Annotated in this window: 17 protein-coding genes and 2 pseudogenes; 15 read left to right on the top strand and 4 right to left on the bottom strand. The window is 69.2% G+C overall.

Going from position 1 to position 25,360, the window contains the following annotated elements; genetic code table 11:
- Positions 1-103: 103 nt before the first annotated feature.
- The 3 genes from ACGFY9_RS45105 (at position 104) to ACGFY9_RS45095 (ending at position 2,856) form a co-directional block, all read left to right on the top strand.
- The gene (locus ACGFY9_RS45105) at positions 104-466 is read left to right on the top strand and encodes a bifunctional 3-phenylpropionate/cinnamic acid dioxygenase ferredoxin subunit (protein WP_266766476.1); all 363 of its coding nucleotides are present in this window, start codon (positions 104-106) and stop codon (positions 464-466) included.
- Complete coding sequence (locus ACGFY9_RS45100) at positions 463-1,632, top strand: NAD(P)/FAD-dependent oxidoreductase (RefSeq protein ID WP_393764381.1); 1,170 nt, start codon at positions 463-465, stop codon at positions 1,630-1,632. The genes ACGFY9_RS45105 and ACGFY9_RS45100 overlap by 4 nt, the downstream gene beginning before the upstream one ends.
- Before the next feature lie 90 nt (positions 1,633-1,722).
- On the top strand, positions 1,723-2,856 hold the full coding sequence (locus tag ACGFY9_RS45095; RefSeq protein ID WP_393764379.1) for an aromatic ring-hydroxylating dioxygenase subunit alpha: 1,134 nt from the start codon (positions 1,723-1,725) through the stop codon (positions 2,854-2,856).
- Positions 2,857-2,868: 12 nt separating this feature from the next.
- Here ACGFY9_RS45095 and ACGFY9_RS45090 read toward each other — a convergent pair whose 3' ends face one another.
- The 3 genes from ACGFY9_RS45090 to ACGFY9_RS45080 all read right to left on the bottom strand — a co-directional run bounded on the left by ACGFY9_RS45090 (position 2,869) and on the right by ACGFY9_RS45080 (position 5,655).
- The gene (locus tag ACGFY9_RS45090; RefSeq protein WP_393764535.1) at positions 2,869-3,615 is read right to left on the bottom strand and encodes an IclR family transcriptional regulator; all 747 of its coding nucleotides are present in this window, start codon (positions 3,613-3,615) and stop codon (positions 2,869-2,871) included.
- Between the two features lie 234 nt (positions 3,616-3,849).
- Positions 3,850-5,070, bottom strand: coding sequence for a metallophosphoesterase (locus ACGFY9_RS45085; RefSeq protein ID WP_393764377.1), 1,221 nt, complete (start codon positions 5,068-5,070; stop codon positions 3,850-3,852).
- Between the two features lie 231 nt (positions 5,071-5,301).
- Positions 5,302-5,655 carry a lysophospholipid acyltransferase family protein gene (locus tag ACGFY9_RS45080; RefSeq protein WP_393764375.1) on the bottom strand — a complete coding sequence of 118 codons (354 nt, stop codon included), beginning with the start codon at positions 5,653-5,655 and terminating at the stop codon, positions 5,302-5,304.
- Between the two features lie 41 nt (positions 5,656-5,696).
- Here ACGFY9_RS45080 and ACGFY9_RS45075 point away from each other — a divergent pair.
- From ACGFY9_RS45075 to betA, 3 genes and pseudogenes are all read left to right on the top strand, one after another.
- A pseudogene (locus tag ACGFY9_RS45075) lies at positions 5,697-6,072 on the top strand (substrate-binding domain-containing protein); the annotation flags it as partial.
- A gap of 272 nt (positions 6,073-6,344) precedes the next feature.
- Positions 6,345-7,304: pseudogene (locus ACGFY9_RS45070) on the top strand (glucoamylase family protein); the annotation flags it as partial.
- A gap of 166 nt (positions 7,305-7,470) precedes the next feature.
- The gene (betA, locus tag ACGFY9_RS45065; protein WP_393764373.1) at positions 7,471-9,141 is read left to right on the top strand and encodes a choline dehydrogenase; all 1,671 of its coding nucleotides are present in this window, start codon (positions 7,471-7,473) and stop codon (positions 9,139-9,141) included.
- Positions 9,142-9,459: 318 nt separating this feature from the next.
- Here the strand turns inward: betA and purU are convergent, their stop codons facing one another.
- On the bottom strand, positions 9,460-10,332 hold the full coding sequence (gene purU, locus ACGFY9_RS45060) for a formyltetrahydrofolate deformylase (protein ID WP_393764371.1): 873 nt from the start codon (positions 10,330-10,332) through the stop codon (positions 9,460-9,462).
- 220 nt (positions 10,333-10,552) lie between these two features.
- On the opposite strand from purU, the gene ACGFY9_RS45055 reads away from it, so the two are divergent.
- The 9 genes from ACGFY9_RS45055 to ACGFY9_RS45015 all read left to right on the top strand — a co-directional run bounded on the left by ACGFY9_RS45055 (position 10,553) and on the right by ACGFY9_RS45015 (position 25,293).
- Positions 10,553-12,022, top strand: coding sequence for an aldehyde dehydrogenase family protein (locus tag ACGFY9_RS45055; protein WP_393764369.1), 1,470 nt, complete (start codon positions 10,553-10,555; stop codon positions 12,020-12,022).
- A 20-nt stretch (positions 12,023-12,042) separates the two neighbouring features.
- The gene (locus ACGFY9_RS45050; protein WP_366491994.1) at positions 12,043-13,131 is read left to right on the top strand and encodes a glycine betaine/L-proline ABC transporter ATP-binding protein; all 1,089 of its coding nucleotides are present in this window, start codon (positions 12,043-12,045) and stop codon (positions 13,129-13,131) included.
- Entirely contained in the window at positions 13,131-15,137 is a 2,007-nt protein-coding gene (locus ACGFY9_RS45045) for an ABC transporter permease (protein ID WP_393764367.1), read from the top strand. Before ACGFY9_RS45050 ends, ACGFY9_RS45045 begins: the two co-directional genes overlap by 1 nt.
- A 14-nt stretch (positions 15,138-15,151) precedes the next feature.
- The gene (locus ACGFY9_RS45040; RefSeq protein ID WP_393764365.1) at positions 15,152-16,114 is read left to right on the top strand and encodes an ABC transporter substrate-binding protein; all 963 of its coding nucleotides are present in this window, start codon (positions 15,152-15,154) and stop codon (positions 16,112-16,114) included.
- A gap of 216 nt (positions 16,115-16,330) precedes the next feature.
- Complete coding sequence (locus ACGFY9_RS45035) at positions 16,331-18,769, top strand: FAD-dependent oxidoreductase (RefSeq protein ID WP_393764363.1); 2,439 nt, start codon at positions 16,331-16,333, stop codon at positions 18,767-18,769.
- Positions 18,770-18,790: 21 nt separating this feature from the next.
- Positions 18,791-20,074: a serine hydroxymethyltransferase gene (glyA, locus tag ACGFY9_RS45030; protein ID WP_393764361.1), complete on the top strand. Its 1,284-nt coding sequence runs from the start codon at positions 18,791-18,793 to the stop codon at positions 20,072-20,074.
- Positions 20,071-21,303 (top strand): sarcosine oxidase subunit beta family protein, encoded by a 1,233-nt coding sequence (locus ACGFY9_RS45025; RefSeq protein ID WP_393764359.1) that lies wholly within the window; start codon positions 20,071-20,073, stop codon positions 21,301-21,303. Before glyA ends, ACGFY9_RS45025 begins: the two co-directional genes overlap by 4 nt.
- Before the next feature lie 11 nt (positions 21,304-21,314).
- Positions 21,315-24,689 (top strand): sarcosine oxidase subunit delta family protein, encoded by a 3,375-nt coding sequence (locus tag ACGFY9_RS45020; RefSeq protein WP_393764357.1) that lies wholly within the window; start codon positions 21,315-21,317, stop codon positions 24,687-24,689.
- The gene (locus tag ACGFY9_RS45015; protein WP_393764355.1) at positions 24,682-25,293 is read left to right on the top strand and encodes a sarcosine oxidase subunit gamma; all 612 of its coding nucleotides are present in this window, start codon (positions 24,682-24,684) and stop codon (positions 25,291-25,293) included. The genes ACGFY9_RS45020 and ACGFY9_RS45015 overlap by 8 nt, the downstream gene beginning before the upstream one ends.
- Positions 25,294-25,360: the final 67 nt, after the last annotated feature.

Genomic DNA, 25,360 nt, shown 5'->3' with positions numbered 1-25,360 from the left:
AGGCCTTCGCGTGGCCTCTGAATGCCTTGACAACGGTTTGGGGCCGCCCTCAAACTGACGTTGCGCTTACCGCAATCCGTTTCGCTATACGCACCGAGGTGTCATGATGATTCCCGCGTGCCTTCTCGTGGATCTGCCGCGAGGCGAGGCCTACCGGCTCGACATCGATCCGCCGGTTTCGGTGTTCCACACCGACGACGGCGAGGTCTTCGCCATCGACGACACGTGCACCCACCAGGACGCTTCGCTCGCGGACGGCTGGCTGGAGGGCTGCGAGGTGGAATGCCCGCTGCACGCTTCGAAGTTCGACCTGCGGACCGGCGCCGTGGACGCCCCGCCGGCCAAGCGCCCGGTGCGTACGCACGAGGTTCTGGTCCAGGACGGCATGATCTACGTCGTGCCGTCCACGGACGCCCCGAACCTGCCGCCCTGCGTCGCGGCCCGGCTCGCCGGGGGCCCCGCGTGAGGACCGTGGCCGTGGTGGGCGCCTCGCTGGCCGGGTTGTCGGCGGCGCGCTCGCTGCGGAAACAGGGCTACGACGGACGGCTCGTCGTCATCGGCGACGAACCCCATCGCCCCTACGACAGACCGCCGTTGTCCAAGGAGTTCCTCGCCGGGACCGTCGCCGAAGACGATCTCTTGCTGGAGACGGACGACGAGGACCTGCGGGCGGAGTGGCTGCTCGGTGCCCGTGCCGTCGGGCTCCAAGTCGACGGTACGGAGCGGGTGTTGCTCCTCGGCGACGGGCGCGAGGTGCGGGCCGACGGTGTCGTCGTCGCGACCGGCGCGGTGGCGCGGAACCTGCCCGGCACGGACGGACTGGCCGGGGTGCACACCCTGCGCACCCTGGGCGACGCCCGCGCCCTGCGCGACGAACTCGCCCTGGGCGGACGGCTGGTGGTGATCGGCGGCGGGTTCATCGGCGCCGAGGTCGCCTCCACGGCGTACGCCCTCGGACTCGACGTGACGGTGATCGAGGCGGCACCGACCCCCCTGGCGGGCCCGCTCGGCGAGACCATGGGCGGAATCGTCTCCGCCCTCCACGAGGCCCACGGCGTACGGCTGTTGTGCGGTGTCGGGGTCAAAGGGCTGAGCGGGGAGGCCCGCGTCGACGCGGTGCTGCTGGAGGACGGGCGAACTGTCCCCGCCGACATGGTCGTTGTCGGTGTCGGCGCGCGTCCCTGCGTCGAGTGGCTGGAGGGTTCGGGCGTCGAGCTCGACAACGGCGTCAAGTGCGGCGCCGACGGCCGGACCAGCCTCGCCGGTGTGGTCGCCGTAGGAGACTGTGCCAACTGGTACGACCCGCGGGCGGGTTCGCACCGGCGGGTCGAGCACTGGACCGGGGCGCGGGAGCGGCCCGAGGCGGCCGTGGCCGCCTTGTTGTCGTGGGGTGCCGTGGAGGCGGGGGCGTCGCGGCCGCCGTACTTCTGGTCGGACCAGTACGGCGTGAAGATCCAGTTCGCCGGTCACGCGGCCGGTGCCGACAGTGTGACCGTCGAGGAGGGCGCCACCGGCGACCGCAGTTTCCTCGCCGTCTACCGGTGTGCCGGGCAGCCGGTCGCCGTGCTCGCGATGAACCAGCCGCGGCTGTTCATGCGGTGGCGCAAACAGCTTGCCGCCACGGTGAGTTGACCCGTAAGCACACCGTTCAACTACGCCGTCCGGAGTCGCTCTTCCCGGCGTGTGAATGACCGACCCACGACGTTCTCCGAGGAGTGCTCTGTGACCTCGACCAGTCTGCCGGACAGCCTGATCGCCACCCTGCCCGGCTCCTCCTACACGGACCCGGGAATCTTCGAGCAGGAGCAGGAGCGCATCTTCGAGACGATGTGGTTCTGTGCCGTGCGCTCCTCCGAACTCGCCAAGCCCGGCGCCTTCCGGACCGTGGACGTGGGCCGCGAGAGCATTCTCGTCACACGCGCCCGCGACAACTCGGTACGCGCCTACTTCAATGTCTGCCGGCACCGCGGCGCCAAGCTCTGCACCGAGGAGACCGGCGAGGTCAAACGCGCCTTCCAATGCCCGTACCACGCCTGGACGTACGACCTGAACGGCAAGCTCGTCGCGGCGCCCAACCTCACCAAGATGCCCGACGTCGGCCGCACCGAGTTCGGCCTGGTGAGCGTCGCCGTCCGCGAATGGCTCGGCTATGTGTGGGTCAACCTGGCGGAGAACCCGCCGTCGTTCGACGAGGACGTCATCAGCGAGGTCGTCACCCGGCTCGGCGACGTGGAGTCCCTCGACCACTACGACATCGACCACCTCTCGGTGGGCCGGCGCATCGTCTATGACGTCAGCGCCAACTGGAAGCTCATCATCGAGAACTTCATGGAGTGCTACCACTGCGCCACGATCCATCCCGAACTCACCGAGGTGCTACCGGAGTTCGCCGACGGCTACGCCGCGCAGTACTACGTCGGCCACGGCGCCGAGTTCGGTGAGGAGGTGCGGGGATTCACCGTCGACGGCTCGGAGGGCCTCGACCGCATCCCCGGGGTGAGCGACGACCAGGACCGCCGCTACTACGCGATCACCATCAAGCCGCAGGTGTTCATCAACCTCGTCCCCGACCATGTGATCTTCCACCGGATGTACCCGGTGGCCGTCGACCGCACGATCGTCGAGTGCGACTGGCTCTATCTCCCGCACGTCGTCGAGAGCGGCAAGGATGTCAGCCGGTCCGTGGAACTCTTCGACCGGGTCAACCGTCAGGACTTCGAGGCGTGCGAGCGTACGCAGCCCGGGATGAGCTCCCGGATGTACGCCAAGGGCGGGGTGCTGGTGCCGAGCGAGCACCACATTGGAGCGTTCCACGACTGGGTGAACGAGCGCCTGGGGATCAACAACCAGGGGTGAGCCAAGGGGGTTTCAGCCCAGGTAGCCCATGCGGTGGCTGATCTCCTCGGCGCCCTTGACCAGAATCGGGGCGAGTTCGTGCAGGCGCTCCTCGGTGAACCGGTACGCCGGTCCCGAGGCGCTGACCGCCGCGATGACCTCGCCGTCGCGGTTGCGGACCGGGGCGGCCATGGCGTGCAGTCCGAGCTCCAACTCCTCCAGCGTCCAGGCGTATCCGCGCTCCCGGGCCTCGGCGAGGTTCTTCTCCAGCTTCGACTTCGAGGTGATGGTGTGCGGGGTCACCTTCTTCAGGCCGGCCTCCGCCAGCAGCGCGGTGCGCTCCTTGGCGGGCAGGTGGGCCAGCAGGGCCTTGCCGCTGGAGGTGGCGTGCAACGGGGTGAGTTCTCCTACCCAGTTGTGCGCGGTGACGGCGCCGGGGCCGCGGACCTCGTACAGGTTGATCGCGAACTGCTCCTGCATGACGGCGATGTTGACGGTCTCGCCGATCTCCTCGGCGAGGCGTTCGCAGACCGGCCGGCCCTGCTGCGTGATGTCGATACGGCCGGTGACCGCGCCGGCCAGCCGCACGATCCCGAAGCCGAGCCGGTACTTGCCGCGTTCGCCCGCCTGCTCCACCAGACCGCGCGCCTCCAGCGCCCCGAGCAGCCGGAACGCGGTCGATTTGTGAACCTCGATCTCGCCGGCCACTTCACTGACACCGGCCTCGCCACGCTGGGCCAGGATCTCCAGCACGCTGATGGCACGGTCCACGGACTGCACTCCGCCGGACTGCGAACCTGTCGTTTCAGTATCTGGACTGTAGTTGCTCACAGCGAAACTATACGCGTAGTGCGGTACAACCTGTTTACGATGCGGACTCTGATCAGGTCTTTTCGCCTGGTAGCTGCTGGTTCATGCGCCGGAGGCGTACCGCTTCCACCTGCGGGTTCCCCGGAGTTCCGGGGAATCTGTGCACAGGTTGTGCGCTCAGTGGACGTGCCGGCCCGGCCAGTGCTACGGCGAGGTGGGCGGGTGCGGGGAGCGGAGCACGAGCAGGGTGATCTCGCTGGGGGCGAAGACGCGGAAGGGTGGCCCCCAGAAGCCGGTGCCGCGGCTGGTGTAGAGGAGGGTGCGGGTGCCGTGTCTGCTGAGGCCGGCGAGGGCGGGCTGGTCGATGCGGACCAGGTGGTGGAAGGGCCAGATCTGCCCGCCGTGGGTGTGGCCCGAGAGCTGGAGGTCGATGCCGGCCGCTGCCGCCCGGTCGATGAACTTGGGCTGGTGGGCGAGGAGCAGGACGGGCAGGTCGGGGTCGGCGCCGTTCAGGGCTCCGGCGAGGTGGGCGCGGTGGCCCGCCAGGCCGGAGGACTCGGCGGTGACGTCGTCCACGCCGGCGACCACGAGGGTGTCGCCGCCGCGTTCCAGCAGCAGATGGCGGTTGCGCAGCGGCTCCCAGCCCAGCTCGCCCATCAGATCGACCCAGCCCTGGGCCTCGCTGTAGTACTCGTGGTTGCCGGTGACGTACACCCGGGCCTGGGTGGCACGCACGGTACCGAGCGGGACGGCCTGGGCGCGACGGCGTTCGGCCGTGCCGTCCGCGATGTCGCCGGTGTGGCAGACCAGGTCGGCCTCCAGGGTGTTCACCGTCTCGCACACCCGCTCCGACCAGCGGGCGCGGTCGAGCGGGCCGTAGTGGGTGTCGGTGATGAGGGCGACGCGGGTGCCGTCCAACCCGGCGCCCAGCCGCGGGAGTTGGACGTCCAGGCGGCGCACGCGTGGCACGCGGCGGGCTTCTGCGTATCCCCAGGCGAGCAGCACGGCGGTGGTGCCGAGGACGGCCCACGTGACGATGCGCGCCCGGTCCTGGCCGTCGCCGACACCGGCCACGGTCAGAGCGAGCCGCAGCAGGATGCCGAGCAGCACCGACCAGGTGAACAGCACCCAACTGGCGCCCAGCAGGGTGTCCCCGACGATCGCGGCCCGGTCCTGCTGACGCCGGCCGTGGCCGCGCCCCATCGCGAGCGGCATGGCGACGAGGCCGAGGACGAACAGAGCGGTGCCGGCCGGCGCGACGGGCAACGGCCAGTGCTGGCCGGTGTACAGGAGCACCCAGCAGGGCACGGCCCACAGCAGGACGGGGGCGATCAGAGGGAGGTAGCGCATCAGGCGCAGCAGTCGGCTCCGCCGCGGAGCCTGCACTTCGCCATCGGCCGGGCGGGTGTTGTTGGTGTCGGTCACGCTTCCCCTATCTGACCGGGCTGCCGTCTCGCGCACTGTATCCGGTCGCCCTCGGGCAGGCCGGACGGGTGTTCATGGGTGCCGTTCCGTGGGGCGAAGGGTTCTCCGCGGGAGGGCAGGACGACGCCGTAGCCGCCTTGAAGCGCTCCGGGTCCGCCGGCAATGCCACTTGGTCGGCGTCCCGGGATGTTCGGCGCCGGCGGTCCGTCATGGTCGGCGCGTTACCCTGCCTCACGCCTGCGGGTTCGACGCCCTGCGGGAGGACGGCAGTTGACCGACCGCCTGCTGCCAGGCAGCTTCAACTGCCGTGCGGGCGCGTGCGGTTGCCTCGTCGATGTCGCCGGTGAGGTGGACGGGTTCGCCGAGGCGGACATGGAGGTCCGGGCGGCGCAGCGGCGCGGTGACGACACCGGCGATCTGCTTGACCCGTCCGCCGGAGACGATCCGGCGGGCACCGGCGTGTCCGAGCGGGACGACGGGCGCGCCGGTGGTGACCGCGAGGCGGGCCAGACCCGTGCGGAAGCTGCCGGGTCCGCGGTCGGCGGAGTCCCCGCGGCGGGGGAGTCCGCCCTCGGGGTAGATCACCACGATCCGGCCGGCGGCGAGGGCCTCGGCCGCCAGTGAGGCAGGCCGACGTGGCCGACGCGGTGGATGCTCTGGCCGACCGCGACGGCCCGCTGCCCGAGGCCCTCCTCTTCGCGCCAACGACCAGATGGCCGTCGGCGCCCTGCACGCGTTGCAACGGCGGGGGCTGCGCGTCCCCGAGGACGTGGTCGTGACGGGCTTCGACGGAATCCCGCTCGGCCGGCTCGTGCGGCCGGCCCTGACGACGGTGCGTCAGCCCATGCTGAGGCTGGGTAGCAGGCGGCCGAACTCCTCGTACAGCGACTCAGCGGAGCGTCCGACAAGGAGCCCGTGTCGCTGATGCTCCTGGTCACCGTCGTACGCCGCGCCAGCTGTGGATGCGGCGAAGCTGAGGGGAGCGGAACTCAACTGGGTTAGCTCATCGGCGAGTTGGTGAGGCGTCCTGACGGGCAGTCAGAGATTTGGGGGCGCGGACGGTGGGTTTGAACGGGGTCGGTTCACTGCCTTGTGAGCGGGAGTCCGAGAACTCCGTGGTCGTGTCCGACGATCACGTCGGAACCTGTGGTGGCCAAGCAGGTGACGGCCACATCCAGGGATATCTGCCGGATCGCGCCGGCCACTGGTCCCACACCCGCAGGTCGTGCCCGCGCTTGGTGCCGGTGACCAGGACGGTGCGCCGGTCGTGTGGAGACGGTTCGGTCCTCACCAGTTGGCCCGGGACAGGCGACCCTTGCGCCCCTTCCTCTCCACCGTCGACAACGCCTGGCTGGTCACCGGACTGAAGATCGCCGCCGACGCCGACCCGGAACTGCGACCCGGCCGATCCGGTCGCCGGACCCGGTCAACTGCGCGGCGGCTTCTGGCCGGACAAGCCCGGCAAGGGCGAACCCACCGGCCACCACTACGGCGCCCTCAACACCGAACCCAGGATGGCCAGTTACCTCGGCATCGCCGACAACTCCCTCCCCGACGAGCACTACTGGCACCTGTTCCGCAGCCTCCTGCCCGGTATGGGACAGGAACAGGAACCCGAGGGCTCCTACGTCACGATCGACGGCGTACGGGTGTGGGAGGGTCACTACACCTACCGCGGCCGCAAGCTCGTCCCCACCTGGGGCGGTTCGATGTTCGAGGCGCTGATGGTCCCGCTGTTCGTGCCCGAGGCCGCCTGGTCGCCGTACTCGTGGGTCACCACCCACCAGCGCTATGTGCGCAGCCAGATCGAACACGGCCTGGACGAGGCCAAGTACGGCTACTGGGGCTTCTCGCCCGCCAACATCCCCGAGGGCGGCTACCGCGAGTACGGCGTCGACGCGATCGGCATGCAGGAGGACGGCTACAACTCCCTCGGCGTCGTCACCCCGCACGCCTCGTTCCTCGCCCTGCCGTACGCCGCGCCCGAGGCCCTCGCCAACCTCACCGCACTGGCACGGGACTTCGGCGCCTACGACGACCGCTACGGCTTCCGGGACTCCGTCGACACCGCGAACGGCCGCGTCAGCGACTCCGTCCTCGCCCTCGGCCAGGGCATGATCGCCGCCGCACTCGCCCAGCACCTGCGCCCCGGCCTCCTCCAGCACCCCTTCCGCACGGCCGGCTTCCGCTCCCGGGTGCGCCCCCTCCTCGGCAGGGAGCGCTTCAGCATCTGAGGAACGCGGGGATCCGATCGGGACTCGGGCTGGAAAAACGGGACTCGGGCCGGGAAACAGTGCGGAAACCTGTGCCCTCAGGTTGCGTGGCGCGCAACCTAGTGCGTATAGCGATACTCGTATTAGCATGCCTCGCGTATCTACGGCGCGAGCGAGACGAGAGATCATGGCTCCCCTGCAATACGACTTCGTCATCGTCGGCGGTGGATCCGCCGGCAGCGCACTGGCGAACCGGCTCTCCGCGGACCCGGGCAACCAGGTGCTGGTCCTGGAGGCCGGGCGGCCCGACTACCCCTGGGACGTCTTCATCCACATGCCGGCCGCGCTGACCTATCCCATCGGCAGCCGGTTCTACGACTGGAAGTACGAGTCGGAACCCGAGCCCCACATGGGGGACCGGCGCGTCTACCACGCCCGCGGCAAGGTGCTCGGCGGTTCCAGCAGCATCAACGGCATGATCTTCCAGCGCGGCAACCCCATGGACTACGAGCGCTGGGCCGCCGACGCCGGCATGGAGAGCTGGGACTACGCGCACTGTCTGCCGTACTTCCGGCGGATGGAGAACTGCCTCGCGGCCGATCCCGACGACGAGTTCCGCGGCCACGACGGCCCGCTCGTCCTCGAACGCGGGCCCGCCTCCAACCCGTTGTTCGGCGCGTTCCTCAACGCCGTGCAGGAGGCGGGTTATCCGCGCACCGACGACGTCAACGGCTACCAGCAGGAGGGCTTCGCGCCCTTCGACCGCAACGTCAGCCGGGGGCGTCGACTGTCCGCTTCCAAGGCCTACTTGAAGCCTGTGCGGAAGCGGCCCAACCTCACCGTCACCACCCGCGCGATGGTCACCCGTGTCCTCTTCGAGGGCAAGAAGGCCGTCGGTGTCGAGTACCGGCATCGCGGCAAGGTCCGCCAGGTGCGCGCCCGCGAGGTCATCCTGTGCGGCGGCGCGATCAACTCCCCCCAGCTGCTTCAGCTTTCGGGCGTCGGCAACGCGGAGGAGCTGACCGCGCTCGGCATCGACGTCGTCCACGACCTGCCGGGCGTCGGCGAGAACATGCAGGACCACCTGGAGGTGTACATCCAGTACGCCTGCAAGCAACCCGTCTCCATGCAGCCGTACATGGCGAAGTGGCGTGCCCCCTTCATCGGCCTGCAATGGCTCTTCCGCAAGGGGCCCGCCGCCACCAACCACTTCGAGGCCGGCGGCTTCGCCCGCAGCAACGAGGACGTCGACTACCCCAACCTGATGTTCCACTTCCTGCCGATCGCGGTCCGCTACGACGGCTCGTCGCCGGCGGGTGGCCATGGTTACCAGGTACACGTCGGGCCCATGTACTCGGACGCGATCGGCTCGGTGAAGATCAAGAGCAAGGATCCGCTGGAGCATCCCGCGCTGCGCTTCAACTACCTGTCCACGGAACAGGATCGTAGGGAATGGGTCGAGTCGATCCGGGTCGCCCGCAAGCTCCTCAACCAGCCCGCGCTCGCCCCGTACAACGACGGGGAGATCTCGCCCGGGCCGTCCGTGGAGAGCGACGAGGAGATCCTCGCGTGGGTCGCCAAGGAAGGGGAGACCGCTCTGCATCCGTCCTGCACCTGCAAGATGGGCACGGACGAGATGGCCGTCGTCGATCCCGGCAGCATGCGGGTGCACGGGGTGGAGGGGCTGCGGGTCGTGGACGCGTCGGTGATGCCGTACGTGACCAACGGGAACATCTACGCGCCGGTGATGATGATCGCGGAGAAGGCGGCGGATCTCATCCTGGGCAAGAAGCCGCTTGATCCGTCCTCGGCCGTGTATTACCGGCACCGGGGTGCGCAGCGGAAGCAGGCGGGGTAAGCGGGCCGGGCGTTGAGAGGCTGAGGGTGTCGGGGGTTGGGGGGGGGGGGGGGCCCCCCCCCCCCCCCCGCCCCCCCCCGGGCGCCCCCCCCCCCCCCCGCCCCGGGGGGGGGGGGGGGGGGGGGGTTGTGGGGGGGGGGGGGGGGGGGGGGCGGGGGGGCCCCCCCCCCCCCCAACCCCCGCTTCGGCCTGAACGGCCTCGTCCTCGAACGCCGGACGGGCTGAGGGGGTCGGCCCGCGTTTCACGTTGCCGCGACAGGCTGGATTGTGCCGCCCCCTGCGCAAGTCCCGCCCCCAGCAGCCGTATACAGCCCACCCTCACCGGAACACCACCGTCCGATTCCCGTACACCATCACCCTGCTCTCGCTGTGCCACTTCACCGCGTGCGCCAGCACCTGCGCCTCCACGTCCCGCCCCACCGTCACCAGCTCCTCCGGGTCGAGTGAGTGGTCGACCCGGACCACGTCCTGGTCGATGATCTGGCCCTCGTCCAGTTCCGGCGTGACGTAGTGCGCCGTGGCGCCCACGAGCTTCACCCCTCGGTCGTACGCCTGCTGGTAGGGGCGGGCGCCCTTGAAACTGGGGAGGAAGGAGTGGTGGATGTTGATGGCGTGGCCCTCCAGCTGCTTGCAGAGGTCGTCGGAGAGGATCTGCATGTAGCGGGCCAGGACCACCAGGTCGATGTCCAACTCCCGTACCAGTTCGAGGAGTTGTGCTTCCGCGTCGGCCTTCGTGTCCCTGGTGACCGGGATGTGGTGGAAGGGGATGCCGTATGTCTCGGCGAGGCCCTCGAAGTCGCGGTGGTTGGAGACGATCGCCGGGATCTCGATGTTGAGGGCGCCGGTGCGCTTGCGGAACAGCAGGTCGTTGAGGCAGTGGCCGAACTTGGACACCATGATCAGGGTCCGGGTGGGGGTGGCGGCGTCCCGGAGGGACCAGGAGATGCGATACGCCTCGGCCACCGGGCCGAATCGGTAACGCAGTGTTTTCAGGTCGGCGTTTGGATCGGAAACGTCGAAGTGGACCCTCATGAAGAAGCGGCCCTTGAGCCGATCATCGAATTGCTGGCTCTCCAGGATGTTGCCGGAGTTCCGGACGAGAAAGCCGCTCACGGCATGGACCAGTCCGGCGCTGTCCGGACACGAGAGGGTGAGGACGAATTCGCGGCCAGGGTGCGGTCGAGGGGACATGGGCGGCCTCCGTCGGTGCGTGTTGCGCAACATGGTGAGCGATACGCAACATGGTTGGGCCGGGCGCCGCTCGCGGTCAAGGGGCGGCCGGGCAATGGGAGGCATGGCGAAATCGTCATCTGCCAACCCCTTGACGTATGTCTGCACATTCGCCAGGGTGTTCCACCACAAGCAATACGGTGCACGATGCGCAACGAAATTCGCTCGAAGGGCTCCACACGTGGCAGACCTGTATGTGGACGGAGAATGGCGCGATGCGGTGGCCGGCGGTCACCGCGACATCCGCTGTCCCGCCGACGGCACGCTCACCGCGACCGTGTCCGAGGGAACGCGTCCCGACACCGAGGCCGCGATCGCCGCCGCCCGCCGCGCCTTCGACGAAGGACCCTGGCCGCGTACCCCCGAGCGGGAGCGCGGCGCGCTGCTGCTGCGCACCGCCGACATCCTTGAGCGCGACGCCAAGGAGTTCGCCCGCGCCGAGTCGCTGGACACCGGCAAGCGGCTGGTGGAGAGCGAGTACGACATCGCCGATGTCGTCTCCTGTTTCCGCTACTACGGCGGGATCGGCGGCACCGACGCCGGACGGGTCATCGACACCGGACGCGACGACGCCGTAAGTCGGGTCGTCTACGAGCCCGTTGGCGTGTGCGGGCTCATCACGCCCTGGAACTACCCACTGTTGCAGGCCAGTTGGAAGGTCGCTCCGGCGCTCCTCGCGGGGAACACGGTCGTACTCAAGCCGAGCGAGCTGACGCCCTCCACCTCCATCCTGCTGATGCGCGCGCTGGAGGAGGCCGGGCTTCCCGCCGGTGCCGCCAATCTCGTGCTCGGTGCCGGACCCGAGGCGGGGGCGCCGCTCTCCGAGGACCCCGCCGTCGACATGGTCTCCTTCACCGGGGGCCTTGAGACCGGCAAACGCATCATGGCCACCGCCGCCGCGACCGTGAAAAAGGTGGCGCTGGAGCTGGGCGGCAAGAACCCCAACGTCATCTTCGCCGACGCCGACTTCGAGACGGCCGTGGACTTCGCGCTCACGGCCGTCTTCCTGCACTCGGGCCAAGTCTGCTCGGCCGGCGCCCGGTTGATCGTCGAGGACTCGCTGCACGACCGGTTCGTGGACGAAGTCGTGCGGCGTGCGCGGCAGATCAGGCTCGGCGGGCCCTTCGATCCCGAGGCCGAGACCGGGGCGTTGATCTCCGCGCAGCACCTGGAGAAGGTCGAGGCGTATGTCGCGGCCGGGATCGCCGAGGGCGCCGTGCTGCGCTGCGGTGGTGAGCGGCCCGTCGAACTCGCCCTCGCCGACGGGCACTTCTACCCGCCGACCGTGCTCGACGCGTGCACGCAGGACATGCGGGTGGTGCACGAGGAGTCCTTCGGGCCGGTGCTGACCGTCGAGCGGTTCACCGACGAGGACGACGCCGTACGCATCGCCAACGACACCGAGTACGGACTCGCCGGCGCCGTCTGGACGCAGGACGCTGGGAAGGCCCAGCGGGTCGCCCGGCGGCTGCGGCACGGCACGGTGTGGATCAACGACTACCACCCCTATGTGCCGCAAGCGGAATGGGGTGGCTTCGGACACTCGGGCGTGGGCCGGGAGTTGGGACCGACCGGCCTGGACGAGTACCGAGAGCCCAAGCACATCTGGCAGAACATCCAACCCCGGCCGCAACACTGGTTCCGCGGCTGAACGCCGAAAAGAGGTCGATCGTGACCCCAGCACAGACCGAGGTGCCGCAGCGGCGCGGCACTCCCCAGGACTCGGCCCCCACCCCGGTCATATCCGTGCGCAAGCTGTGGAAGGTGTTCGGGCCGAAGGCAGAGCAGGTACCCGATTCCGAGGAACTGTGCGGGCTCACACGCCGTGAGCTGATGGACCGCACCGGCTGCACCGCCGCCGTACGCGATGTGAACTTCGAGGTCTCGCCCGGCGAGGTCTTCGTCGTCATGGGGCTGTCCGGCTCCGGGAAGTCCACCCTGGTGCGATGTCTGACCCGGCTGATCGAACCCACCGCCGGTGAGATCGTCTTCGAGGGCGAGGACATCCGGGACGCGGACGCCAAGCGGCTGCGCGAGCTGCGGCGCCGTAAGTTCTCCATGGTCTTCCAGCACTTCGGGCTGCTGCCGCACCGCAGGGTCGTCGACAACGTGTCGTTCGGCCTGGAGATCCGCGGCATGAGCAAGGCCGAGCGCACCAAACGGGCCCTGGAAGTCGTCGAGTTGGTCGGACTGTCGGGGTACGAGAACTCCTACCCCGACCAGCTCTCCGGCGGTATGCAGCAACGCGTCGGTCTCGCAAGGGCGTTGGCCGGTGACCCGGACGTGCTCCTCTTCGACGAGCCGTTCTCCGCGCTCGACCCGCTGATCCGCCGTGACATGCAGAACGAGGTCATCCGGCTGCACCACGAGGTCGGCAAGACCATGGTGTTCATCACCCACGACCTGTCCGAGGCCCTCAAGTTGGGCGACCGCATCCTCATCATGCGCGACGGCAAGATGGTGCAGTGCGGTACGGGCGACGAACTGGTCGGCGCCCCCGCCGACGACTACGTACGGGAATTCGTGAAGGACGTGCCGCGCGGTGACGTCCTCACCCTGCGCTGGATCATGCGCCCCGCCGTGGACGGAGACGCCCTGGACGGGCCCGAGTTGGGCCCGGACGTCGTAGTGCGGGAAGCCACCCGTGCCGTACTCGCGGCCGACAAGCCGGTCAAGGTCGTCGAGAACGGCAAGTTGCTCGGCATCGTCGGCGACGAGGAGATCCTCGCGGTCGTCGCCGGGCAGGAAGGCGACGCGTGATGACCGTCGCCGTGGAGAAGCCGGAGCCCGCACAGCAAGTCGCGGACACCGCACCGGAGTTGAAGAGCCCGCGACGCAAGGTGACCCGGCCCATGATGGTGGGCGCGATCCTCGTCGTGTGGCTGGTGCTGTTCGCCGTGCTGCGCGGCAAGCAGACGCTGACGCTCGCGGCGGCCGATCTCACCGGGCTGCACCGGTGGTTCAACGACCTCAACGACTCGGTCGGTGCCAACCGCAACTCCAACCCGCTCTTCCTCTACTTCTTCAACGAGATCCGCCTGGTCATCGACAACCTGGTGACCTTCGTCCAGGACCTGATCTCGCAGCCGAGCGGCGACCGCCCGCTGCCGCAGATCGGCTGGCTCGGTGTCGTCGGCATCGCCGGCTTCGCATCCTGGGCCGTGGGCAACTGGCGGGTCGCGCTCCTCGCCATGGCCGGCTTCGCCTTCTTCGGGCTGCAGGGGCTGTGGCAGGAGAGCATGGACACCCTGGCGCTCACCCTCTCCGCGGTCCTCGTGGCGCTGCTGTTCGCGATCCCGCTGGGCGTGTGGGCGGGGCTGTCCGACCGGTTCAACCGGATCATGACGCCCTTCCTGGACTTCATGCAGACGATGCCGACCTTCGTCTACCTGGCCCCGCTGACCCTGTTCTTCCTCATCGGCCCGGCCTCCGCCGTGATCGCCACGGTGATCTACGCGGCCCCGCCGGCGATCCGCATCACCGCGCACGGCATCCGCTCCGTACCGGAGACGACCGTGGAAGCGGCGGATTCCATGGGGTCGACGCGCTGGCAGTCACTGCTCAAGGTGCTGCTGCCGATGGCCAAGCGGACCGTGGTGATGGGCGTCAACCAGACCATCATGGCCGCACTCGCGATGGTCACCATCGCGGCCCTGATCGACGCGCCCGGACTCGGCAAGACCGTCATGCAGGCACTGCAGACGCTCGACGTCGGTACGGCCTTCAACGCCGGCCTGGCCATCGTGATCATGGCCATCGTCCTCGACCGCGTCACGACGGCGTCGAGCACCCGCACGGAACAGGCCCGGAACTCGACCGGCCGCTTCCTCAAGTGGCGCCGACCGCTGCTCGGAGCGGGCGCGGTGGGTGTCGTGGTCCTGATCTACCTGTCTCACACCTACCTGTGGGCGGCGCAGTTCCCCGGCGACGGCAGCACCGGCACCCACATCACGAAGGCCGCGAACAGCGTGACGACGTGGGTGCAGGACAACCTGTCGGGCGTCACCAACGCCTTCCGCAACGCGCTCACCAACGGTCTGCTCAACCCGTTCCAGTCGCTGCTCACCGACTCGCCGTGGTGGCTCGTCGGCGCGGCGCTCGTCGGGATCGGCCTGGTGGTCGGCGGCTGGCGCTCCGGGGTCACAACTGCCGTCTGCGTGGGGCTACTTGTCGGCACCGGAGTGTGGTCGGACGCCATGACCACGCTGGCCTCGACCGTCGTGGCGACCGTGATCGTGATGCTGTTCGGCATCGCCTTCGGCGTGTGGATGGGGCGCAGCGCGATGGTGGACCGGCTGCTCAGGCCGACGCTGGACGCGGCGCAGGTCATGCCGCCGTTCGTCTATCTCGTGCCGTTCCTCGCGCTGTTCGGGGCGACCCGCTTCACCGCGATCGTCGCCGCCGTCGTGTACGCGGTACCGGTCGCCATCAAGATCACCGCGGACGGGGTGCGGGCCGTGCCCGAGACCACCGTCGAGGCGGCCACCGCGGCCGGGTGCAACACCTGGCAGATCATCACCAAGGTTCAACTCCCGATGGCACGCAGCGCCTTGACCCTCGCGACCAACCAGGGCCTGATCTACGTGCTGTCGATGGTTGTTGTGGGCGGCCTGGTGGGAGCCGGCGCCCTCGGCTACGACGTCGTGGCCGGATTCTCGCAGGGCGAGCTGTACGGCAAGGGGCTGGCGGCGGGGCTCGCCATCGTGCTGCTCGGAGTCATGTTCGACCGGATCACTCAGGCGGCCGCGCGCCGAACCAGCGCTTAAAGGAGCACGACACCATGGCAAGACACTGGCGAACCGGCGCGGCCGGCCTGGCCGTCCTCGGCCTCACCCTCACCGCGTGCGGCGGGGCGAAGGTCGGCGACACCTCCTCGGGATCGAGCAGCAGCTCGGGCAAGTGCGGCACCTTCAACCTCGCGGTCAACCCGTGGGTGGGCTACGAGGCGGACGCGGCGGTCGTCGCGTACGTCGCGCAGCACCAACTCGGCTGTACGGTCGAGAAGAAGGACCTGAAGGAAGAGATCGCCTGGCAGGGCTTCGGCACCGGCGAGGTCGACGCGGTCCTGGAGAACTGGGGTCACGACGACCTCAAGAAGAAGTACATCACCGGCCAGAAGACCGCCGTCGAGGCCGGCCAGACCGGCAACAAGGGCATCATCGGCTGGTACGTACCGCCGTGGCTCGCGAAAGCCCACCCCGACATCCTCAACTACAAGAACCTGAACAAGTACGCGTCCAAGTTCAAGACCTCCGAGTCGGGCGGCAAGGGCCAACTCCTCGACGGAGACCCGTCGTACGTCACCAACGACGCCGCGCTGGTGAAGAACCTGAAGCTGGACTTCAAGGTGGTGTACGCGGGCAGCGAGACCGCGCTCATCCAGGCCTTCCGCACCGCCGAGAAGAACAAGCAGTGGGTCATCGGCTACTTCTACGAGCCGCAGTGGTTCCTCTCCGAGGTCGCGCTCAAGAAGGTGTCGCTGCCCGCGTACACGACAGGTTGTGACGCCGTCGCGTCGAAGATCGCCTGCGACTATCCCGTCTACGACCTCGACAAGATCGTCAGCGCGAAGTTCGCCAAGTCGGGCAGCCCCGCCTACAACCTGGTGAAGAACTTCAACTGGACGAACGAGGACCAGAACACCGTGGCCAAGTACATAGCGCAGGACAAGCTGACCGACGACGCCGCGGCGAAGAAGTGGGTCGACGCCAACAAGGCCAAGGTCGACGCCTGGCTCAAGTAGGCGGCGGCACAAGACGGTTGACCATGCCCGGTGGGCGGTGCGCGCAGATGCGTACCGCCCGTCGGGCATCGCCGTGTTCCGGCCGGTGACAGGGGCGCCGTCCGACGTCACGGGACCCCTTGACACCCACTCCTCGCGCCGGGCACATTGAGTTGCGCAACCTGAAGCATGTTGCGCAGACAGCAACCGGATTGCTTTCTAGCCGGAGGTGCGGCGATGGCGGGACCCCGAGTGGTCATCATCGGAGCGGGCGTCGTGGGGGCGGCGCTCGCGGACGAGATCTCCGCACGAGGCTGGACCGAAGTGACCGTGGTCGACCAGGGCCCGCTGCCCGCCACCGGCGGCTCGTCCTCGCACGCCCCCGGACTGGTCTTCCAGACCAACTCCTCGAAGACCATGACCGAGTTGGCCCGCTACACGGTCGAGAAGTTCTGCTCCCTCGACGTCGACGGCAAGCCCTGCTTCCTCCAGGTCGGCGGCCTCGAAGTCGCCACCACCCCCGAGCGCGTCGCCGAACTCCACCGCCGCCACGGCTGGATCACCGCCTGGGGCATCGAGGCCCGCCTGCTCACCCCCGAGGAGTGCGTCGAGCACCACCCGCTGGTGAACCCGGAGCGGGTCCTCGGCGGCCTCCTGGTCCCCACCGACGGCCTCGCGAAAGCCGTCCTGGCCGTCGAGGCGCAGATCCGCCGGGCGACCGAGCGCGGCGTGACCTTCCTCGCCCGCCACGAAGTCCTCGACGTCCAGCGGGCCGACGGCCGCGTCACCGGCGTCCTCACCGACCAGGGCGAGCTCCCCGCCGACATCGTCGTGTGCTGCGCCGGCATCTGGGGCCCGAAGATCGCCCGCATGGTCGGCATGAACCTCCCGCTGACCCCGCTCGGTCACCAACTCGCCTGGACCGGTCCAGTACCCGCCCTCGCAGGCCAGACCGAGGAGGCCGTCCGCCCGATCCTGCGCCACCAGGACGCCGACCTCTACTACCGCGACCGCTTCGACGCCATCGGCATCGGCTACTACGGCCACCGCCCCATGCCCATCTCGGCCGACGACATCCTCTCGGTCGGCGAGGCCGACGACATGCCCTCCGTCCTCAAGTTCACGGAGGACGACTTCGCGCCCGCCTGGACGGAGACCCAGTCGCTGCTCCCCGCGACACGGGACGCGAAGGTCGAGGAGGGCATCAACGGCCTGTTCTCCTTCACCACCGACAACTTCCCCCTCCTCGGGGAGAGTTCGGAGGTCAAGGGCTTCTGGGTCGCCGAGGCGGTCTGGGTCACGCACTCGGCGGGCGTCGGCCGCGCGATGGCCGAGTGGCTGGTCGACGGATACTGCTCGTCCTTCGACCTCCACGAGTGCGACGTCAACCGCTTCGAACAGCACCAACTCGCCCCCGAATACGTCCTGGCCCGCGACTGCCAGAACTTCGTCGAGGTCTACGACATCCTCCACCCCCTCCAGCCGTCCGGGAAGCCGCGCCCGATCCGCACCAGCCCCTTCCACACCCGCCAGCAGGAACACGGCGCGGTCTTCCTGGAGGCGAACGGCTGGGAGCGCCCCCAGTGGTACGAGGCCAACTCGGCCTTGCTGGAAGGCCGTTCGATCCCCACCCCCAACGACTGGGCCGCCCAGTACTGGTCGCCCATCGTCGGTGCCGAGGCGCAGGCCACCCGCGAGACCGTCGCGATGTACGACATGACGGCCCTCAAACGCCTGGAGGTGACCGGCCCCGGAGCCGCCGACTTCCTGGAGGCCCTGGTCACCGGCAAGGTCGCCAAATCGGTCGGCTCGGTGACGTACACCCTCCTGCTGGACGAGGACGGCGGCATCCGCAGCGACATCACCGTCGCCCGCCTGGCCCGCGACCGCTTCCAGGTCGGCGCCAACGGCAACCTCGACCTCGACTGGTTCACCCGCCACCTGCCCGCCGATGGAACGGTCCAGGTCCGCGACATCACCCCCGGCACCTGCTGCATCGGCCTGTGGGGCCCACTGGCACGCAAGGTCCTCCAGCCCCTGACGGACGAGGACTTCACGAACGAGGGCCTCAAATACTTCCGCGCCAAGCAGGCCTACATTGGAACGGTCCCGGTCACCGCCATGCGCCTCTCCTACGTCGGCGAACTCGGCTGGGAGCTGTACACCACCGCCGACCAGGGCCAGAAACTCTGGGACACCCTGTGGCAGGCGGCCAAGCCCCTCGGGGGTGTCATCGCGGGCCGCGGCGCCTTCAACAGCCTCCGCCTGGAGAAGGGTTACCGCTCCTTCGGCACCGACATGACCTACGAGCACGACCCCTACGAGGCCGGCGTCGGCTTCGCCGTCAAACTCGACAAGGGCGACTTCATTGGCAAGGCGGCACTGGAACGCCGAAAGACCGACGTGCGCCGCCGGTTGACCTGCCTGACCATCGACGACCCGCACTCCGTCGTCCTGGGCAAGGAACCGGTCTACGACGGCGAGCGCGCCGTCGGCTACGTCACCAGCGCCGCCTACGGCTACACCATCGGCAAGGGCATCGCCTACGCCTGGCTCCCGGCCGAACTCGCCACCCCCGGCACCACGTTGCACATCGGCTACTTCGACCAGCGCGTCGAGGCCGTCGTGGCCGAGGAGCCGTTGTTCGACCCGACGATGTCCCGCCTCCGCGGCTAGCCGGAAGGACGCGAACGCCGTATGAACGCGCTGAACACCCCCTTGGCGGAACTGGATCCCGAGGTCCACGCCGCGCTCCGCGCCGAACTGCACCGCCAGCAGTCCACGTTGGAGATGATCGCCTCCGAGAACTTCGCGCCCTCCGCCGTGCTGGAGGCGCAGGGCTCGGTTCTCACCAACAAGTACGCGGAGGGCTACCCCGGCCGCCGCTACTACGGCGGCTGCGAACACGTCGACGTCACCGAGCGGTTGGCCATCGAGCGGGTCAAGTCCCTGTTCGGGGCGGGCTTCGCGAATGTCCAGCCGCACTCGGGCGCGCAGGCCAACACGGCAGTGTTCTTCGCCCTGTTGAAGCCAGGCGACACGATCCTCGGCCTTGACCTCGCCCACGGCGGACACCTCACCCACGGCATGCGCCTCAACTACAGCGGCAAGATGCTGAACGTGGTGCCGTACCACGTGGGGGAGACCGACAACCTGGTCGACATGGACGAGGTGGAGCGCCTCGCGAAGGAACACCGCCCCCAGATGATCATCGCCGGATGGTCGGCGTATCCACGGCAGTTGGACTTCGCGGCGTTCCGGCGGATCGCCGACGAGGTGGGTGCCCTGCTGATGGTCGACATGGCGCACTTCGCGGGCCTCGTCGCCGCAGGCCTGCACCCCAACCCCGTCCCGCACGCCCACGTGACCACGACGACAACACACAAAACCCTCGGCGGCCCGCGCGGCGGAGTCATCCTCACCAACGAGGCCGACCTCGCCAAGAAGATCAACTCGGCGGTGTTTCCCGGGATGCAGGGCGGCCCCCTGGAGCATGTCATCGCCGCGAAGGCGGTGTCGTTCAAGGTCGCGGCGTCACCGGAGTTCGCGGAACGCCAGTCCCGCACGCTGGCCGGCTCCCGCATCCTCGCGGAACGCCTGACCCGAGCCGATGTGGCAGCCACTGGGGTGAAGGTCCTCACCGGTGGCACGGACGTGCACCTGGTCCTGGTGGACCTGCGCGACTCGGAGTTGGACGGCAGGCAGGCGGAAGACCTGCTCGACGAGATCGGCATCACCGTCAACCGCAACGCAGTGCCCTTCGACCCGCGCCCGCCCATGGTCACGTCCGGCCTGCGCATCGGCACCCCGGCGCTGGCCACGCGAGGCTTCACGGAGGAGGACTTCGCCGAGGTCTCCGACGTGATCGCACTGGCCCTCCAACCGGCCCCGGACATCGCGGACTTGCGCGCCCGCACGGAGGCACTGGCCGCGAAGCACCCGCTCTACCCGCACCTGTCCGAGGAAGGCGACCGCCGATGACCCCCCGCACCCCGGGCGCAGACCTCCCCGAACACCCCGACTGGCTCTGGCGCACACCCGAGCCGAAACGCTCGTACGACGTCGTCATCGTGGGCGGCGGCGGCCACGGCCTCGCGACCGCCCACTACTTGGCGAAGAACCACGGCATCACCAACGTCGCGGTGCTGGAGAAGGGCTGGCTGGCGGGCGGCAACATGGCCCGCAACACCACGATCATCCGGTCCAACTACCTCTGGGACGAGAGCGCGGGCATCTACGAACACTCGCTCAAACTCTGGGAGGGCCTGGAGGAAGAGCTGGACTACCCGATCCTCTTCTCCCAGCGCGGAGTCCTCAACCTCACCCACAGTCTGCAGGACGTCCGCGACAGCGTGCGCCGAGTCGAGGCGAACCGCCTCAACGGCGTGGACGCGGAATGGCTCGACGAACGGCAGGTCAAGGAGGTCTGCCCGATCGTCAACACCTCACCGGACGTGCGGTATCCAGTGATGGGCGGCACCTACCAACCACGTGCGGGCATCGCCAAACACGACCACGTGGCGTGGGGCCTGGCCCGCTCCGCCGACGCGGCCGGCATCGACCTCATCCAGAACTGCGAAGTCACGGGCCTGGAGATAGTCGACGGCAGGGTGGTGGGCGTACAGACCACACTCGGCCCGATATCGGCGGGCAAGGTAGCGCTCTGCTCGGCAGGCCACACGTCCGTCCTGGCAGCGATGGCGGGCATCCAACTCCCGCTCCAAAGCCACCCGTTGCAGGCACTGGTGTCGGAACTCCTTGAACCCGTCCACCCCACGGTGGTCATGTCCAACGCGGTCCATGTGTACGTGAGCCAGGCGCACAAGGGCGAGTTGGTGATGGGCGCGGGCATCGACTCGTACAACTCCTACACCCAGCGTGGAGCGTTCCACATCATCGAGGAACAGATGGCCGCGGCTCTGGAGCTGTTCCCGGTCTTCGCCCGGGCGCATGTGCTGCGCACCTGGGGCGGCATCGTGGACGTGACCCCGGACGCGTCACCGATCGTAGGCCTGACTCCGGTGGACAACCTGTACCTCAACTGCGGCTGGGGAACCGGCGGTTTCAAAGCCACCCCGGGCGTCGGCTGGGTCTACGCCCACACCATCGCCCACGACACCCCTCACCACCTCAACGCCCCCTTCTCGCTCGACCGTTTCACCACCGGCGCGCTCGTCGACGAGCACGGCGCCGCCGCGGTGGCCCACTAGGGAGCCCAACCATGCTGCTGATCCCCTGCCCCTGGTGCGGGCCCCGCGACGAGGCCGAGTACCACTACGGCGGCCAGGCCCACGTCGCCTACCCGGAGACCCCGGCCGACCTGACCGACGAGGAGTGGGCACGCTACCTGTTCTTCCGCGACAACCCCAAGGGCCCCTTCGCGGAACGCTGGAACCACGCGGCGGGTTGCCGCCGATGGTTCAACGCGGTGCGGGACACGGCGACGAACGAGATCCTGGGGGTGTACCGGGCGGGTGAGGAGCGGCCAACGCTGAGTGGGCGGGGGGCGGTTGCCGATTCTCCGGTCCTCTCCGAGCCACGTCCGACGGCCGCTGTTCAGCGCGGGTCGGCAACTTCAGTCGGTCCGGCGTCCACTGTTCAGCGCAGGCCCGCAAATTCAGCCCGTCCGGCGTTTGAGGACGAGGCCCCTTCAGGGCCGACGGGGGTCCAGGGGGCGGAGCCCCCTGGGAGCGGGGTCGAAGGGGCAGAGCCCCTGGAGGATGGGACGGGTAAGGGCGGCGGGGGCGCTGCATCCATCAGCGGCTCTGCCGCGGGCCATCCGTTCCGCCACCCCATCCGCGGCCGAATCCACCGAGACACCCCCCTCACCTTCACCTTCGACGGCACCGAATACCAGGGCTGCAAAGGCGACACCCTCGCTTCCGCCCTCCTCGCGAACGGTGTCATCCAAACCGGCACCAGCATCAAACTCGGCCGCCCCCGAGGCATCTTCACCGCCGGAGTCGAAGAACCCAACGCCGTCATCCAGATCGAGGCCCCGTTCCCCGAGCCCATGCTCCCCGCGACAACGGTCGAGCTCTACGACGGCCTGGTCGCCACCAGCCTCCCCGGCCAGGGCCGCCTGGCCACGGAACCCGACCCGGCCCGCTACGACGCCGCCCACGCCCACTGCGACCTGCTCGTGGTCGGCGCAGGCCCGGCCGGCCTCGCCGCCGCGGCCGCCGCCGCCCGCACCGGAGCCCGGGTAATCCTCGCCGACGACCGCCCCGAACTGGGCGGCAGCCTCCTGGACACGGCCCAACACCTCGACTGGGTAGGCGGGTTGAGCGAGATGCTCGCCGCCGCCCCCGAGGTCCGCATCCTCCGCCGCACCACAGTCTTCGGCCACTACGACGACAACCACCTCCTGGCCGTGGAACGCCGCACGAACCACCTGGGCGCTGCAGCCCCCACCCACGTCTCCCGAGAACGCGTCTGGCGCATCCGAGCCCGCCGAGTAGTCCTGGCAACCGGCGCCCACGAACGCTCCCTCGCCTTCCCGGACAACGACCGCCCCGGGGTAATGCTCGCAGCGTCGGCCCGCGCGTACATCAATCGCTACGGCGTTCTACCGGGTGGCCGAGCCGTGGTCTTCACCACCAACGACAGTGCGTACGCGGCCGCGTTGGACCTGGCGGCGGCAGGCGTAGAGATCGCGGCGATAGTGGACACCCGCCCGTCTGAACCGGACGAGTGGGCGAGCCGGGCCCGCGAGGCAGGCATCGAAGTACTGCCCGGACACGCAGTCGTGGGCACCGATGGCGCCCCACGCCTGACCGCCGTAACAGTCGCCCCGTACGGCGAAACCCCGGCCACGACAAGGCAGTTCACCGCAGACCTCCTCCTGGTCTCCGGCGGCTGGAACCCGGTCGCCCACCTCTTCAGCCAGGCAGGCGGCAAACTCCGCTACGACGACACCCTCGGCACCTTCGTCCCCGACACCTGCCGCCAGCTGGTAGAGGTCGCGGGCAGCGCGAACGGTGAATTCGACCTGGCCGGAACCCTGTTGCAGGGCGCAGCCGCAGGCACCCGAGCGATAGAGGCCGAGGGCTACGCCGCCGAACTGCCCTCCCTGCCCCAGGTGACCACAGAACCGCACACCCCCGCGATGCAGGTCTTCGTCGTCCCCGGCCCCACCGACGCCCCCAGCTTCGTGGACCTCCAACGAGACGTCACCGTCGCCGACTTGACCCGAGCCACCGCCGCCGGCCTCAACTCGGTCGAGCACACCAAGCGCTACACGACGGCCGGCACGGCCAACGACCAGGGCAAGACCTCAGGCGTCCTGGCCGGCGGAGTGGTGGCCGAACTCCTCGGCGTGGACGTGTCGTTGCTCGGCACGACCACTTTCCGCCCGCCGTACACGCCGGTGTCCTTCGCCACCCTCGCCGGCCGCGACCGGGGCGCGCTGCACGACCCGATCCGTACGACCGCGCTGCACGACTGGCACGTCATGCAGGGCGCGTTGTTCGAGAACGTCGGCCAGTGGAAACGGCCTTGGTACTACCCGCGTGACGGCGAGAGCATGGAGACCGCAGTCCTGCGCGAGTGCGCGGCGGCCCGCGAGGGCGTCGCCTTCATGGACGGTTCCACCCTCGGCAAGATCGACGTACAGGGCCCGGACGCACCCGTCTTCCTCGACCGGCTCTACACCAACATGATGAGCAACGTGAAGGTCGGCATGATCCGTTACGGCGTCATGTGCCGTCCGGACGGCATGGTCTTCGACGACGGCACGGCCATCCGCCTCGCTCCGGACCGCTATCTGGTCACCACGACCACGGGCAACGCGGCCGCCGTTCTGGACTGGATGGAGGAGTGGCACCAGACCGAGTGGCCCGAACTCCGCGTCCACTGCGCCTCGGTGACCGAGCAGTGGGCCACCGTCGCCCTGGTCGGCCCCCGCTCCCGCGAGGTGCTCGGCTCGCTGGCACCCCAACTGGCCGTCGCCAACGACGACTTCCCCTTCATGGCGTGGCGGGACACGATCGTCGCCGGCATCGAGGCCAGGGTGTGCCGGATCAGCTTCTCCGGTGAACTCGCCTACGAGATCAACGTGTCACCGTGGGAGGCCCTCGCCCTGTGGGAGGCGCTGTACGAGGCCGGTGCCCCCTTCGGCATCACCCCGTACGGTACCGAGACCATGCACGTCCTGCGCGCCGAGAAGGGCTACCCGATCATCGGCCAGGACACCGACGGCACCGTGACTCCCCAGGATCTCGGCATGAGTTGGGCAGTGTCGAAGAAGAAGCCCGACTTCATCGGCAAGCGTTCCTTCGCCCGAGCCGACGCCGTCCGCCCCGACCGCAAACACCTCGTCGGGCTTCTCCCCGAGGACCCCGCCACCTTCCTCCCCGAGGGCACCCAACTGATCGCGGACAGCGTGCTGCCCGCCCCGCCTGTCCCGATGCTCGGCCACGTCACCTCCAGCTACCGCAGCGCCGCCCTCGGCCGCACCTTCGCCCTCGCCCTGATCAAGGGCGGCCGCGACCGCATCGGCGAACGCCTCTACGCCCCGGTGGGCGACCAGCTGATCCCGGTCACCGTCGCAAGCCCCGTCCTCTACGACCCCGAGGGAGCCCGCCGCGATGGCTGACACCGCCCTTTCCGTCCCGCGCCGCAGCCCCCTCGCGGGCGCCGCCGACCGACTGGCGGCCACGACCCGTTCCTCCGGCCGCACGGTCCGGTTGGCCGAACTGCCCTTCCTGGCCCAGGTGAACCTCCGGCTCGACGCGAAGGGCGCGGCGGCGGACGCCGTAGGACTCGCGCTCGGTCTGTCCCTGCCTCTTGAGCCCAACACGGTCGTGCAGGCAGAGGAGTTGACCGTGCTGTGGCTCGGCCCGGACGAGTGGCTGGTGGTCGGACCGCCGGACACCCAGCGGGACGTGGAGCACCGGATCCGGGCGGCGGCCGGGGACGAACACAGCGCCGTCACCGACGTCTCCGCCCAGCGCACCACCCTCCTCGTCTCCGGCGCCCGCGCCCGCGAACTGCTGGCCCACGGCTGCCCGTTGGACCTGCACCCGCGAGCCTTCGGTCCCGGACGCTGCGCCCAGACCACCCTGGCCCGCGCTCAGGTCGTCCTGGTCGCCCGGGACGAACCCGGCGCCGGATTCTGGGTGTTGGTCCGTTCGTCCTTCGCCGGGTATCTGACGGACTGGCTGCTGGACGCGGCGGCGGAGTACGTGCGGAGCGGCTGAACCAGCCGCACGCCGAAGGCCGTTCGTCCGTCACCGGCAGGACGGCCTTCCGCATGCCAGTGGTTGT

It is taken from the genome of Streptomyces sp. NPDC048504 (assembly GCF_043200035.1).
Classification (GTDB): domain Bacteria; phylum Actinomycetota; class Actinomycetes; order Streptomycetales; family Streptomycetaceae; genus Streptomyces.
Note: the sequence above shows the minus strand (reverse complement) of the source record. Positions and strands in the feature narration are given on the sequence as shown.